The sequence below is a fragment of the Pediococcus sp. genome, from assembly GCF_003533255.1.
Lineage (GTDB): Bacteria > Bacillota > Bacilli > Lactobacillales > Lactobacillaceae > Pediococcus > Pediococcus parvulus.
In genome coordinates, this window is record NZ_DOEM01000026.1 from 75,573 (window position 1) to 89,780 (window position 14,208).

Here is a 14,208-nt window from a genome sequence, read left to right on the forward strand (position 1 = left end):
TGGCGTTTAGTCCTATCGAGATAGGTGTGCCGGTCGAGCGATCGTGATCGCGCGTTTAGGCATGATTATCTCGATGGGTCTGCCACAAGGAGCTGTCCTAAAAAAGTGAGCGGAACAAGGCGCTTTGCCACATAATCATAAGTGAGATGGAGGCGGGATCGTAATCCCGCAGGAATCTTGCTTATGATTATGAGGCTGCCTGGTGAAGCTGTCCTAAAAAAAGTGAGCGGAACAAGGTGCTTTGCCACATAATCATCATTTTTGCACTTTTCCCCGGACATAATGTACGACCAACGTTATCAAAACAGCGGCCACAACAATGCCGGCAAAAATCCCAGACGGAATTTCCCAACCAATTAATGGAATGGAGACAAATAGCTTAATTCCAATAATCGCAATTAAAAAGTAAGCCATGGTTTCCAGCTCTGGTATTTTACGCATGACATTCATAATGACTTCTGCGATTCCCCGCATACACAAAATTCCAATCATGCCACCAAGCAAGACGATAACAGGATTAGACGAAATTGCTAGTGATGCCAAAACAGAATCTACTGAAAATATAATATCCATCATTTCAATTTGAAGAACTACCGACCAAAATAACGATAAGTGACCTTCTTTTTTTACTGTAACCTTTGAAGAAGACTCTTTCTTCTTTTGTTTGGGCGCAAAATAGCGATACACCATATAAAGGAGATAGAGTGCCCCAATTATTTTTATTTCCCAGATGTGAATGAGATACGTACCAATTCCAATGACTAAGAAACGAAATATATAGGCTCCCCAAAGTCCATAAAATAGAGATTTCTCTCGTTCTTTTAAGTTCGTTAAAGCTTGTGTTTGAGTTGCCAAAACAACTGCATTGTCAACCGACAATAAACATTCAATCATGATCAGTGACAAAATAATCATCCAGTCACTGCTAGATGTTAACACCGTTTCCCAATTATGCAGATTAAAAAAAGGGCCATATAGTTTTGAAAGTAATTGCATCGTTAGTGCTCCTTTCCATGCATAAAATAATACCACAACCAACTCAAACCAACGTAAATATTCTTCAATTTAAACTTTCTTTTCTTTCCTACATAGACGCACGGGCCACGATGGACTAAAATTAGCTTAAATGAACTTTAGAAATTTCCAGTGAGGCTACAACAATGATTTCCGAAAAAAAGATTAATTCACAGCATACCTGGGTCGCCATTAACCAACCGACGCAAGCTGAAATTGCAAAAATTATTCATCATTATCAAGTAACTGAAGAAATGTTAGGTTATGCCATTGACCCTAATGAACGCGCTCGGATTGAAACTGATCGTGATGCCAACATTTTTCTTATCATTTTTGATGTCCTATCAAAGGATATCACCGATAGTGGTAGTACCGAACCAATTGGGATTATGTTGGTTAATGATTATATTTTGACCTTCACGCGAACTTCAACCGAATTTGTAGAGAAGCTCTTTGATCAACAACTGTCTTCTGCTTTGGCCCATGCTAAAAATGAAGTCACGCCTTTAACAATTATTTTTCGGACATTATACAAACTATCTGTCCAATATTTCGACGCTGTGACCAACATTAATCGGCAGCGACAACAGATTCAAAAAACCATGCTTCATCGAATTTCTCGCCGTTCAATTTCAGATATGCTTCATCTTGAAACTAGTTTGGTTTATTATTTAACTTCATTGAAAACAAATAATGCCCTTTTAACTAGTATGAATCGGATGCAAGAGATTCAAATGACCAAGGATCAACACGAACAACTTGAAGATGTCATAGTTGAATCCCAACAGGGAGAAGAAATGGCCCAGTTAGCAACAGATATTATTGAACGGGTTGCAAGCGCCAATTCAAACATTTTGGACAGTGACCTAAACAATACAATGAAATTTTTGACAGTCTTCTCAATAGTCCTAGCTGTCCCTTCAATTGTTTTTGGCTTCTTTGGTCAAAATGTGTTAATTCCTTTCAGTCATTCTGTTTTAGGCTGGGAGATTACCATTTTTATTACAATTATTTTGATTTTAATTGTTCTTTTAGTTTTGAACTTCAATAACTTTTTTAAAAAATAATTTTTGATTAAAAGCGTATTTAATTCATAGAGTTTGATTTAGCGCTGATTCTGGCAATTTTCATATGTTAAACTTAAATTAATAAATACGTAATTACATAAGGAATGAAAATATGATGCAAAAGAAAAATACCCTTCAAATAGCAAGTTTAATCACCTGGTTTATTCTCTTGGTCGGTATGATTATTTTGCTGCCCAACTCGTTAAGCTGGAATTCCAGCTTTAGTCAACAATTGCCTACAAAGGACGCCCCTAGTGCCACCATAGTGTACACAAATTCAAATGGTACTCTAAGTACAAAGCAGCGGAAAGCTATTCAAGAAAATCAGAAGAAACTAAAAGCTAACCAAAAGTTTCTAGGACTTAAATCAATCGAAGCTGGAAATGATTCTAATGCCGCCCATCGGCTAAACTCAACTGATAAGTCAACGGAACTCAGTATTCTTCATTTTAAAGAATCTCAAAAACAGTTTCATATCTTAATTCCCCAGATTTATAGCTTAATCCAAACAACGGGAGTTCATGCGTACATAACTGGTAATGATGTGCTTCAAATTGCCCGTGTACAGGCTACGCAGGCGGCCAATAAGCTTGTGATTGTTATTAGTTGCATTCTCGTTGTGCTCATTCTTGGTCTAATTTTCCGTTCGGTTTTGGTGCCTTTAATTACCCTATTACTTTCTGGGATTATTTATCTATCAAGCTTTTCAATCGCGACACTGGCAACTCGCTTCTTAAGTATGCCTTACACAGCGTACACGAATACAATCATACTAGTGGTAAGTTTCGGTTTATTTCCAATCGCTGCAACTGTTTTTTATCGTTTCTATTGTGACCACTATGAAAATCAGAATGCAGTTAGAAAGAGTTATTGGGATTCTTGGCTACCCACCTTACTTAGCATTGTGCCAATAATTGCGCTAAGTAGTTTATTGCTTTTAGCAAGAAATACTACTCTCCGTTCTCTTTGGATACTATCCGTCTCCATCACTTTAGTTTGGATAGCCTTTTACACCTTGATGCCGGCTTTCACCGAATTTCTAGATGATCTGTTTTTCTGGCCTGGAAATGGAAAAAGTCTTAATCCTAGTTTCAGTTTCTGGCATTCAAGTGCTATTTTAGGTAAAAAGCGTTCCCTAATTAGTTTGATAAGTATTTTCATTCTCGTTTTGCTAGTCAGTTTGATTAAAATGACACCGTTAAACTGGTCCAGCGCGGTTAACACACCATTCTTAAGTCAGGCAAAAGTTGGCGCGTCGGTGATTACTAGTCACTATCCAGTTGGTAAAGTCTCGCCAATCACAATTACGCTCACCAACAAACAACCAATCACAACTACAAAAAATATGGCAACTCTCAATCAGCTAACACAAAAACTAAAGGCAAATAAGAATGTGGCCAACGTTTATTCAGTAGCCCAGCCAAGTGGTATTTCACTGACCAATTTGTATGTCAACAAGCAGCTAGCTTCCGTTACCAGTCAACTTTCGGCGGCTAATCTTAATTTGACCAACACTCAAAAATCTCTAAAAAAATCACAAAAACAATTAAAAAACTTAAATCTAACTTCTGCACTCAAGCAGTTATCAAAAAATGCGACTAATTTGAGTAAAATTCAGTCACAAAGCTCACAAGTTGCCAACCAGGCCGACGAATTAACCACTGACATTACAACTATGCAGTCGCAACAAGCTGAAATTGACCACGCAATTCGTTCGGGAAAGACTTCTAGAAATTCAACAGGCATTCAACGGGCATTGTCTTCTTTGAGTACCCACAATAAAAACCTGATTAGTGACTTAAAAACACTACGTCATAATATTGGCGTGGTTAGTTCGAATAATAACGTCATCGCCGACAACATTTCTCAAGTTGAAGATGATCAACAAAGCGTTACTGATGATTTTGATAAAGTCCAATCCGTACTTAAAACTACCGGTGTTGCCCTAACAAAGGACAGTAAAAACGTCCAAATTGCTCAGCAGAACTTAATTGGGGAACAAAGTTACTTAGATAATTTGAGTAAATCTGGAATTCTTAACGTGCTCTATATGACTTCTGTAGATTTAAGAACTGATCCAATGAAAAATGCACTTAGTCAATTCAATGAATCTAACAATAAGGAAACCACCATTTCAGTTGTACTCAACAAAACAACGGCTTCAATAAAAGCGACCAGCACTTTGAAACAAGTACAACAACTGACTAATGCAACCTTATCAGGAACTTCTTTATCGAAAAGTTTTCTGCACTATTCAGGAGAAACGGTTGATGTGGCAAAACAACAGCAGGCTTTGAATCACGATCTCACTCATCTGGTTCCATGGCTAATTGGTTTGGTTATTTTGTATCTTTTGATCATTTCACAATCGTTATTCGCCATTTATGCAAGCATCAGTCTCTTAATTACATTTTGGGGTGGTCTTCAATTAACAAATTGGTTCTCAAACCTACTTTTGAAAACCCCACTGTTAGCTGATGTTCCCATAATTTCTGGCTTGATTGTAAGTTGCTTAAGTCTGGGAATTCTTATCCCCATAATTTTGAGAACAACTCGTGCAACTACTGATAATTACTTAAGCGCAATTAATTTCTTCGACCCGTTACTAATTTTAATTGGTATTATGACTTTAATTCCACTACTAGCATTAGGGTTTACACAATTACTTTCTTTTATTCAAATTGCCTTAATCGTATTTATTTCTCAACTGGTTTGGGGATTACTCTTTCCAATTGGCATCACAGCTGCACTTCACCTATCCTATGATAAAAATTAAAGTTTCCATCACAAAAAGGCATCGCCACTTAAAGCGATGCCTTTTTAATTACCCAATTTTCTTAGCTCTTTTTCTTTGTACCTTAAGTTCCATCACCCAAGTAGTGACAGGAATTGTCAAAATCACACCAATAAACGAAATTAAAATCATTAGTAACTCTGACACAAAAATCTTATTATTCACAAATTCGCCCCACGTATAATTTAGCCGTTCAAACCAGATGAACAATCCTAAAAAGCCACCAAAGAAACCAAAAAACAACGTGTTAAACGTGGTACCAATAATCTGTCTACCCACAGACATACCATCTTTAAATAAACGAGTTACCGGAATTTCAGGGTTTTGGCTCAGAATTTCACCTAACCCGGCTGAAATTGCAATGGCCGCTTCGGCAATGGCTCCCAAACTACTTAAAATGGTGGTTGCAATCGACACATCCAAAAATTTGATTCCAACTAGTAATGACATTCCTTCAAGGTCTTCAGTATTCTCATTGCCAAATCCTTGAACCACAGCCCAGTGCTCCATTGGAATGATGAGCAAAACCACCAACACCATAACCAAAACTGACCCATAAAAAGCTGTTTCAGTTGTTAGCGGATCATCATCCCCTAAATAAATTGTCACAGCCAGGATGATCACGGCATTTAATAAAGTTATTCCCAGAATCGGAAAATTGAGTCCAATTAAAACGACCGTCATAAAAATTAAGGCAAAGTTAATTACCAAACTCAGAAATGACTTTAGTCCTTGTAACCCACCAACCAAAACCATTGCCACAAAGAGAATCAGCACCAACACTGAAATTGTGCTCATGCGCGGTCACCTCTTTTTAATAAACTACTTGCAAACCAACTGGCAGCAGGGATGGCTAAAACAATACCAATACCACTAACCAAGCTTTGAACCATTCCTAATGACATATTCATGGTGAAGGCATAACCCCAGCTATCGCCATTGCGTAAATAAAGCACCATCATCGCAAAAGTATCTGCCATAAAGATTAAGAAAAGTACATTAATCAAAGGTCCCATTATGGATTTACCAATCTCCCGGCCAGATAGAAACAACTGACGGCGCGTCAAATCAGGCGTTTCTCGGTGGACCGCAAACAGACTAGAAATTATATCTGTGGATTCATCCATAACTGCACCCAATGAACCCAAAATTGTTTCTGCAATATACACTGGTTTAAGACTTTGAGTCACATACTCCATTGTTTCAAAATGGAGTCCTTGATCATGCGTTAGATTGAGAACAATTAAAGTTACTAACACCGATCCCAATGTTCCTAAAATCGTCGCTCCAAAAGTAACCACCATCTGCTTGGTTTTACCAAGCACTAAAAATAGCGTTAAACCGGCAAATCCAAAGGCTAAAACTCCAAAAATTTCTAAAACGTTGGTGCCTTGCAATAATACATCGAGTTTAATTGCCAAGAAAAATAGGACACCGTTTAGTAATACGCTTAAAAGTGCCATAAATCCGCTAATTTTCATCGTTAGCAATAATAGGCTAATTGCCAACAAGCTTAAAAACACAATTGACGTGTCGCGTTTCAAGTCCGTAATCGTCGCTTGTAGTTTATGATCCGACTTTTTTTGCACAGCCAAAAAAATTTGCTGGTTCTTACGATATGCTTGATCCATTGCGTTAGAAGCAGAAAACGTGTTCTGAACATTTAGTGTTTTGTTTCGATACTGTCCATTTAAAACTCGGACTTTTAAAATCTGCTTTTGTGAATAATCGTGATTATGAAAATTATCCACCTGCTTAATCCTTTTTTCGTTAGTCACCTTAATGATCTGACCAACTGGAGCTTTATACAAAGCTGCATTATGTTGTGTGGCAAAACACAGCAACCCACCAATCACAATTACAAATAAGATCGTAAACCAACTCACCTGATATCTGGGTTGAACTTTACTCACAATACATTCATCTCAATCCTAAAACTTTACTTGATTTTCTTGATCATTTTATGATGGGCAATTCCTGCTTCCATCACTTGATCGCCCACAACCTTAAATCCATTTTCTAAATAGAATTTTTGAGCGTGGTCTTGAGCAAAGAGCCATACCTGAGCCACCTTGTTGCTTTTAGCGTCTTTTTCAATCGCACTAAAAATTTGTGAAGACAGGCCCTGCTGTCGATATTCTTTGAGCGTACAAACCCGTTGCACCAAGGTTCCCTCCTTCGTTGCAATGACCCTTGCTGTGGTTACTGGTTTGTTTTCGATGTAGCCGACATAATACAAACATCGGTTTTCATTTTCATCCTGTTCAATGCTAGCATCAATTTTCTGCTCATGAATAAACACAGCCGTCCTGATTTTCATACTATCATCATAGACTGCATTACCGTTACCAAACGCTGTTTTTATTTCCATAATCTATCACCTATCAAAAATTCCTTTTATTTTTGAATTATAAACTCTTTGACGGTCTAAAAACAAACTCAACCTAAATTTAAGCATTTTCTTAATAAAATTATGTTAAAATGACTTTATATTTGTGAATCAAATCGTAAGGAAAAAAAGATATTCACAGGAAGGTTAGCAATCAAAAAATGAAGCAATTTATTTCAAAAATCAACACCCGAATGGGCTTTTTCTTTCTTCTAGTATTCCTTTTCTGGTTGAAAACACTTCTCGCCTATTTCGCCGATTTTTCTTTAGGGGTTTCCGGCGTTTTTCAATGGTTTATCATGCTAATAAATCCCTTGGCAATTACCTTCTTACTATTCGGCCTTGCGCTGTACGCGAAGCGAGCCAAGTTTTTTTATCCACTGATTGTATTAATTGATTTTGGAAATTCTCTTTTACTTTATCTCAATGTCATTTACTATCGTGAATTTTCCGATTTCATGACAATCAATACAATGCTAGGGTATTCCAAAGTAGATCAGGGATTAAGTGGGAGCTCATTAGCGCTAACGCAGCCCCATGATTTGCTATTTTGGTTGGACCTCGTTATTATTTTAGTTTTGATGCTCATGCGCAAAATCAAATTTGACAGAAATCCTTTACCAAAACGACTCGGATTCCAAGTAACTTCACTTTCGGTTCTTCTCTTTGGTTTTAACTTAATGTTCGCTGAAATTGATCGTCCGCAATTAATCACGCGAACTTTTGATCGCACCTACATCGTAAAGTACCTCGGACTTGATGCGTTCACAGTTTACGATGGTGCCAAAACGGAACAAACGAGCAAAATGCGTTCCAGTGCAACTAAGAGCGAACTTAAAACCGTTAAAAAATATGTCCGTAGTCATTATGCAAAATCCAATAAAAAATATTATGGCATCGCCAAAGGTAAAAATGTCATTGTCATTCATTTAGAAAGTTTTCAACAATTTTTGATTGATGACAAGGTTGAAGGTCAAACTGTCACACCGTTTTTGAATAAAATTTATCACAGCAAGAGCACCTACTCATTTTCGAATTTCTTTAATCAAGTTGGTCAAGGAAAAACCAGTGATGCCGAAAACATGCTCGAAACCGGCACGTTTGGGCTGTCTCAAGGCTCCTTGTTTGCCCGGCTTGGTACCGATCAAACTTTCCAAGCGGCTCCAGCCATTTTAAAACAAGAACAAGGCTATTCTTCAGCTGTTTTCCATGGTAATGTAGCCAGTTTCTGGAATCGTAACAACGTTTATAAGAATATGGGTTATCAGTACTTCTTCTCCGCTAGTTATTTTGATACGTCAGGTGATAAATCGACCGGTTATGGCTTAAAGGATAAGTTACTCTTTAAGGATTCCATTAAATACTTGCAGTACTTGCAACAGCCGTTTTACGCTAAATATATTACAGTTTCCAACCATTTTCCGTTTGACTTAGATAAAGAAGATTCCAGTTTTAAAGTTCCAGACACAGGCAATACTTCTGTAAATAACTATTTCAGAACGGCAAATTATCTTGATCAATCTGTCAAAGAGTTCTTCACTTTCTTAAAGAAGTCAGGCCTTTATGATAACTCTGTAATTATTTTATATGGCGATCATTACGGGATTTCTAACTCAGCAAATAAGAATTTAGCCAAGACCTTTAGTCAAGATTCCAGTCACTTCAAGTCATACGGCAGCGACCCCGTCGATAATTGGACGGATTGGGATAATACTCAGTTGCAGCGTGTACCTTTCATGATTCATGTCCCTGGTGTCAAAAATGGTGGCATTAACAAAGAGTACGCGGGCGAAATTGATGTTCTTCCAACTCTTTTGCATCTTCTTGGGATCAACTCCAAGAAATACATGTTATTTGGAACGGACCTTTTCTCATCACAACACGATCAAGTGGTTGCTTTTAGAAATCAGGATTTCATTACACCAAACTACACCTCGATCAGCGGGACTATTTACGATAACAGTACCGGCCAGATTGTGACGCCGAATAAGACTTTGAAAAAGCAAATTGCAAAGAATCAGAAAAAAGTTAACAAGCAACTTAGTATGTCTGACTCGTTAAACGAGAAAAATTTGTTACGATTCTACACACCTAAGGGCTTTAAAGCTGTTAATTCACAGCTTTACAACTATGCAAATGGGCTTCAAAAAGAACTTAAGATTCAAAAGAAACTTGGTCTGAAGTCGACCTCAATGTACTCTAAAAACCGTGATCGTTCTTTAGAGGATTTGTATAAAACTGATGCGCCAGAAGCAACCCACTCTAAGTCTAAGAATAATCGAATCCAAATTACCAACCCAGATTCTAATTCTGATGACTAACAAAGACGCGACAAACGATAGTTAAGCTAACTGAATCAACTAAACTAAAAACGAGCCCCAACCAAAACATATGTTTTGGTTGGGGCTCGTTTTTTACTCTTTAAAGTTCCATCGACGTACTATGCAATGGGCCACGACGGTCGGGATACAATTCCTTCATGATAGCACTAACTGCCATTGGTCCCTCAGCAAACGCGGTCGCAATTAAATCAAGTTTACCTTCATAATCAACGCCATCACCAATTGCATAAATTAACGGAAGATTCGTTTTCATTTGACGATCCACCGTAAACATTCGGTGGTGTTGTTCAGGCTGAATTTGCCATTGCTTAATTGTTTTATTGTTTGAAATAAAACCATAGTTAACGATCACATCATCAACTTCTTTTTGTAAAAGACGCTCCCCCTTCACTTCTTTCATTGTCAGTAAAAGGTGCTCATTTGTTTGTTCAATTTCCTTTATTAAAAATGGAGTTAATAGTTCAACCTCAGATTTTTCAAGTAATTCAACGCTGTGTTCCATCCCCCGAAACTGATTTCGCCGGTGCATTAAATACACATGTTTAGCCGTTTCTTGCAACATTAAGGCAGTATCAATCGCTGAATCACCTCCGCCAGCTATCAAAACTGTTTTATCTTGAAAACAACGCGGATCCGAGATTGTGTAAAAAATATGCTGATCTTCTAATTCTTGAGCACCCTCAACTGCCAAGCGACGCGGACTAAACGCCCCAACTCCGGTAGCAATAATGATGGCTTTTGACTCATAAGTTCCGCGGTTAGTCACTACTTTATAGCCATCTTCTTGTTGGATAAGGTCAGTAACCGTTTCTTTTAACCGCACATCAACAGGTAATTGGCTTAATTGTTTATGCAATTTCTCAATTAATTCATTTGCTTTGACCCCTGTAAAACCCGCCACATCATGAATATATTTTTCTGGATAAAGCGCACTTACTTGCCCTCCAAGTTGGGATAGGCTTTCAATAATTTGCACCTTGGCTGTTCTCAAGCCACTGTAAAAGCCCGCAAACATTCCTGCAGGGCCACCACCAATAATTGTAATGTCATAAATGTCAGACACGTTTTATCCTTCTTTCTTTACGTAAGATAACTGTTCAATTTTAACACGATTTTCAGTCAGTGTTGATTTTTAAATTTGTCACTCAAAAAGACAAATTTAAATTGTATTTAGATTCGTTATTTCGTATGATTATGGTGTACCAACAATAAAATTTGGGAGGCTCCTCATGGCGACACGCAAAATGATCTTAGATTTAGATACTGGTATTGATGACGCAATGGCCATTGCATACGCAGTAGCTGCTCCAGATGTTGATTTGATTGGAATTGTTTCTTCATATGGAAATGTGTTAACTCCATTGTCAGCCCAAAACAGTTTGAAAATTCTTGAACTACTTGGTCAACAGGATGTCCCCGTCTTCCTTGGGGAATCACACTCTTCCACAACCACTCAATTTGAGGTGATGCCGATCAGTGTACAAATCCATGGTAAAAATGGAATCGGTGAAGTTTCACTCCCCACCGCCAAACGGCAACCAGAAACTAAATCTGGCGTGGATTTTTTAATTGAATCTGCCCATACCTATGGCAAAGATCTGATCGTAGTTCCCACTGGTCCTTTGACTAATTTAGCAAAGGCATTGAAACAAGCCCCAGAAATCCAAAACGAAATTGGTAATGTGACCTTAATGGGTGGCGCACTAACCGTTCCAGGAAATGTGTCACCAGTAGCAGAAGCCAATATAAATCAAGATCCAACTGCTGCTGACCAAGTTTTTGAAAGCAACTTGAACATCACGATGGTTGGCCTCGATGTCACTTTACGAACCCTTTTAACTAAAAATGAAACCGCGCAATGGCGCAAATTAAACACTGTTGCCGGAGAAAAGTTCGCAGATATTGTGGATTATTACATTGATGTTTATAAAATTACCAGTCCTCATCTCCATGGCTGTGCCCTTCATGATCCTCTGGCAGTTGGAGTCGCTTTGGATCCAAGTTTAGTTTCAACACTTGATATCAATATGTTTGTGGATACAACTAAAGAAATGTGGGGTCGAACCATTGGTTATCCAGCTCGATTAACCGATCAACACCCTAATGTATCTGTCGCTTTAACGGTCAATCAAGACACCTATCTCAAACGGTTCATGACATACCTTTCCGAACTTTTTTCTCAAAATTAATAAAATTAGGGATAACCAGAGTTGCAATCATAATTTGATTGCAACTCTTTTCAGTCCTTAACAACCTGTTTCAAGACTTACCAGTCAAATATTTACCAACCCATATGGTAAACTAGATTCAGATAACTTTTGGGAGTGAACCACATGGAAATCGTCGTTTTAGTTTTAGTTCTTGTGATTGCGGTACTAATTTCAAATATTATTGCCAGCAAACTCACACAAGTTCCCCTTGCCTTTATTGAAATTGCAATCGGCCTGCTTGTGGCATTTGTTGTGCCTTATTATCGTCACTACACAATGAATCCGGATCTCTTTATGCTCGTCGTTTTAGCACCACTAATGTTTTATGATGGCCTGAACACTAACATGCGTGCTCTGCGACGTTCTTTTTCCACCACACTGTCACTTGCCGTTGGTCTTGCTTTAGTGACCATCAGTATCGTCGGCGTTGTCACTCACTTAACATTAACTGAATTGGCACTGCCCCTATCTTTTGCGTTAGCAGCCATCATCACACCAACCGATGCTGTCGCTGTTTCTTCAGTTACCGCCAACATTGAAATGCCAGAAGAGGCCATGCAAACTTTAAAAAATGAGTCACTTTTCAATGATGCTTCTGGAATCGTAATTTTTGATTTAGCTTTGCAGGCTTTTACAAAGGGAAAATTTTCGTTTACTTTTGGTTTTTTTGATTTTTCATATGTTTTTTTAGGTGGTTTACTGTTAGGTATGATTTTGGGAAGTTTATTGGTCTCCCTGAGAACTTTTTTAATCAGTCACCGAATGGATAATTCTTCCGTCATCGTCACCTTAGGAATTTTGACGCCATTTTTCGTCTATTTTGTTGCGGAATTAGCACATGTCTCCGGAATCTTAGCTGTAGTGGCTGCAGGACTTGTTCACGGCGTCCAAGAAGGGCGTCTACGGCTTACTTCAACCAAGATACAGGTTGTCAGCAACACCACCTGGGAAGTCCTCTCAGACAATTTGAACGGATTTGTGTTTGTGCTGTTGGGCGTGTCTTTACCAACCGTTATTGCCGACATTTCTTATCGGAACAATAGCTTTCTGCTATTTTTGATGGGATTAAGCATCTTGCTTTATGCTTTAATGACCATTTTGCGATATTTATGGTTGCGCATGGGGTTTGCCACTATTCGTGTCCGCCCGGAATATAAAAACACAAATTGCTGGATCATTGCGTTAAGTGGTATTCATGGAACAATTACGTTAGCACTGGCCTTTTCATTGCCTTTGACGCTGCATGGCACGGTCTTTCCTTACAGAAATGATCTTTTATTTATTGCCAGCATTGTGATCATTTTAAGTATGTTAGTTCCTTCTTTAATTTTACCAGCTTTGCTTCCTCGTCAAAAAGAACCCTTTTTATGGGAAGACGCCAATTCTGCACGCAGAAAAATGATTAATTATGCGATTCAAAAAATAACCGAATTAAACGAATATCCCTTGGAAACTCAAGCTGTTATTTCGACTTTGCATAGTCAAAATAAGCCAGAAAAAATCGAAAACAGAAGGATTTTAAGACAATTATTTGCCCAGACTCGTGATGTTGAAAATGATGTTCTAGACGAAATGGTGGCAAATGAAGACATCACAGAAAAAGAACGCCGCCTCTATCAACGCACCATGTTGACCCGAGATGCCCATTCTGATAATAGTGTTTTGAAAAGCATTTGGCGTCAAATTGCTTACCGGTTCATCTATTTTTTTAAACGATTAACGCATAGCAGAAAAATCAAAATAGCCCAACAACAAATGAAACATAACCCTAAATTAATGAAGAAGTTTAAGAGTAAACATGACACAATCGTCGAAATAGAAAATCGTGCAACTCAAGAAGTGTTTAAATATTTAAAAAGTCCTAAGGTAAATAAAGAAAGTCGCACGGATATCTCGATCGTCCAACGGTATTACCGCGAACGTCATCGTCGCTATCAAAATAATTCAAACAGTAATGAAATCCAAGAAGAACTGTTTATTAAGGCATTTCAGTTTGAATATAATTATGTTCAAAACCAACTTACTGAAAATAAACTTACCCGTGAGCTTGCATCAGCTCTGTACGAACAAATTTCAAATGACGAACTGATTTATATGCAAAATGATGAAATTTATGATTAAAACTGAAAGCTGAAAGTATCAAAACTACTTCAATAACTGATGTTAAACGATTCAGTCTCTAAAAAAATAGTTTAACTGCCGTCCTGCGTCTCACTTAATCTGGAAGCAAATGGGCTCAGTAGTGTCGTTTATCTTAGCGGGTTTCGCTTAGATAAAAGCCGAGCTTGGGGAAGTGGCTTGTGGCTCCAAGTCGTGCCCACTATTCCGCCTAGTAATGATGATTTTCGTTCCGAAAATCTTTCTTGCTCCAGTCAATGTCGATTCTTGTGGC

At 38.1% G+C, this 14,208-nt stretch carries 10 protein-coding genes; 5 read left to right on the top strand and 5 right to left on the bottom strand.

Annotation, left to right across the window (positions count from 1 at the left end):
- Positions 1–255: 255 nt before the first annotated feature.
- A complete protein-coding gene (locus DD627_RS06405; RefSeq protein ID WP_260274530.1) occupies positions 256–996 on the bottom strand; it encodes a TerC family protein in 741 nt (246 codons plus the stop codon).
- A gap of 164 nt (positions 997–1,160) precedes the next feature.
- Between DD627_RS06405 and DD627_RS06410 the strand changes: the two genes are divergently transcribed.
- Together DD627_RS06410 and DD627_RS06415 are read left to right on the top strand one after the other, a co-directional pair.
- Complete coding sequence (locus DD627_RS06410; protein ID WP_057783188.1) at positions 1,161–2,081, top strand: magnesium transporter CorA family protein; 921 nt, start codon at positions 1,161–1,163, stop codon at positions 2,079–2,081.
- A 112-nt stretch (positions 2,082–2,193) separates the two neighbouring features.
- A complete protein-coding gene (locus tag DD627_RS06415; protein WP_260274531.1) occupies positions 2,194–4,857 on the top strand; it encodes an MMPL family transporter in 2,664 nt (887 codons plus the stop codon).
- Between the two features lie 48 nt (positions 4,858–4,905).
- Here DD627_RS06415 and DD627_RS06420 read toward each other — a convergent pair whose 3' ends face one another.
- The 3 genes from DD627_RS06420 to DD627_RS06430 are packed head-to-tail and all read right to left on the bottom strand — an operon-like array spanning position 4,906 to position 7,246.
- The gene (locus DD627_RS06420; protein ID WP_057783185.1) at positions 4,906–5,673 is read right to left on the bottom strand and encodes a YibE/F family protein; all 768 of its coding nucleotides are present in this window, start codon (positions 5,671–5,673) and stop codon (positions 4,906–4,908) included.
- Positions 5,670–6,788 carry a YibE/F family protein gene (locus DD627_RS06425; protein WP_260274532.1) on the bottom strand — a complete coding sequence of 373 codons (1,119 nt, stop codon included), beginning with the start codon at positions 6,786–6,788 and terminating at the stop codon, positions 5,670–5,672. Before DD627_RS06425 ends, DD627_RS06420 begins: the two co-directional genes overlap by 4 nt.
- Positions 6,789–6,814: 26 nt before the next feature.
- The gene (locus DD627_RS06430) at positions 6,815–7,246 is read right to left on the bottom strand and encodes a GNAT family N-acetyltransferase (protein ID WP_068807612.1); all 432 of its coding nucleotides are present in this window, start codon (positions 7,244–7,246) and stop codon (positions 6,815–6,817) included.
- 179 nt (positions 7,247–7,425) lie between these two features.
- On the opposite strand from DD627_RS06430, the gene DD627_RS06435 reads away from it, so the two are divergent.
- Positions 7,426–9,585 (top strand): LTA synthase family protein, encoded by a 2,160-nt coding sequence (locus DD627_RS06435; protein ID WP_260274533.1) that lies wholly within the window; start codon positions 7,426–7,428, stop codon positions 9,583–9,585.
- Positions 9,586–9,685: 100 nt separating this feature from the next.
- Here the strand turns inward: DD627_RS06435 and DD627_RS06440 are convergent, their stop codons facing one another.
- On the bottom strand, positions 9,686–10,669 hold the full coding sequence (locus DD627_RS06440; protein ID WP_260274534.1) for an NAD(P)/FAD-dependent oxidoreductase: 984 nt from the start codon (positions 10,667–10,669) through the stop codon (positions 9,686–9,688).
- A 166-nt stretch (positions 10,670–10,835) separates the two neighbouring features.
- Here DD627_RS06440 and DD627_RS06445 point away from each other — a divergent pair, with 166 nt between their 5' ends.
- The gene (locus tag DD627_RS06445) at positions 10,836–11,795 is read left to right on the top strand and encodes a nucleoside hydrolase (RefSeq protein ID WP_260274535.1); all 960 of its coding nucleotides are present in this window, start codon (positions 10,836–10,838) and stop codon (positions 11,793–11,795) included.
- Positions 11,796–11,939: 144 nt separating this feature from the next.
- A complete protein-coding gene (locus tag DD627_RS06450; RefSeq protein ID WP_260274536.1) occupies positions 11,940–13,937 on the top strand; it encodes a cation:proton antiporter in 1,998 nt (665 codons plus the stop codon).
- Positions 13,938–14,208 lie beyond the last annotated feature (271 nt).

Bases quoted from the DNA above. Each gene is read 5' to 3' on its own strand.
- DD627_RS06415 (WP_260274531.1), top strand. From the start codon at position 2,194: ATGATGCAAAAGAAAAATACCCTTCAAATAGCAAGTTTAATCACCTGG.
- DD627_RS06405 (WP_260274530.1), bottom strand. From the start codon at position 996: ATGCAATTACTTTCAAAACTATATGGCCCTTTTTTTAATCTGCATAAT.
- DD627_RS06445 (WP_260274535.1), top strand. From the start codon at position 10,836: ATGGCGACACGCAAAATGATCTTAGATTTAGATACTGGTATTGATGAC.
- DD627_RS06435 (WP_260274533.1), top strand. From the start codon at position 7,426: ATGAAGCAATTTATTTCAAAAATCAACACCCGAATGGGCTTTTTCTTT.
- DD627_RS06410 (WP_057783188.1), top strand. From the start codon at position 1,161: ATGATTTCCGAAAAAAAGATTAATTCACAGCATACCTGGGTCGCCATT.
- DD627_RS06430 (WP_068807612.1), bottom strand. From the start codon at position 7,246: ATGGAAATAAAAACAGCGTTTGGTAACGGTAATGCAGTCTATGATGAT.
- DD627_RS06420 (WP_057783185.1), bottom strand. From the start codon at position 5,673: ATGAGCACAATTTCAGTGTTGGTGCTGATTCTCTTTGTGGCAATGGTT.
- DD627_RS06450 (WP_260274536.1), top strand. From the start codon at position 11,940: ATGGAAATCGTCGTTTTAGTTTTAGTTCTTGTGATTGCGGTACTAATT.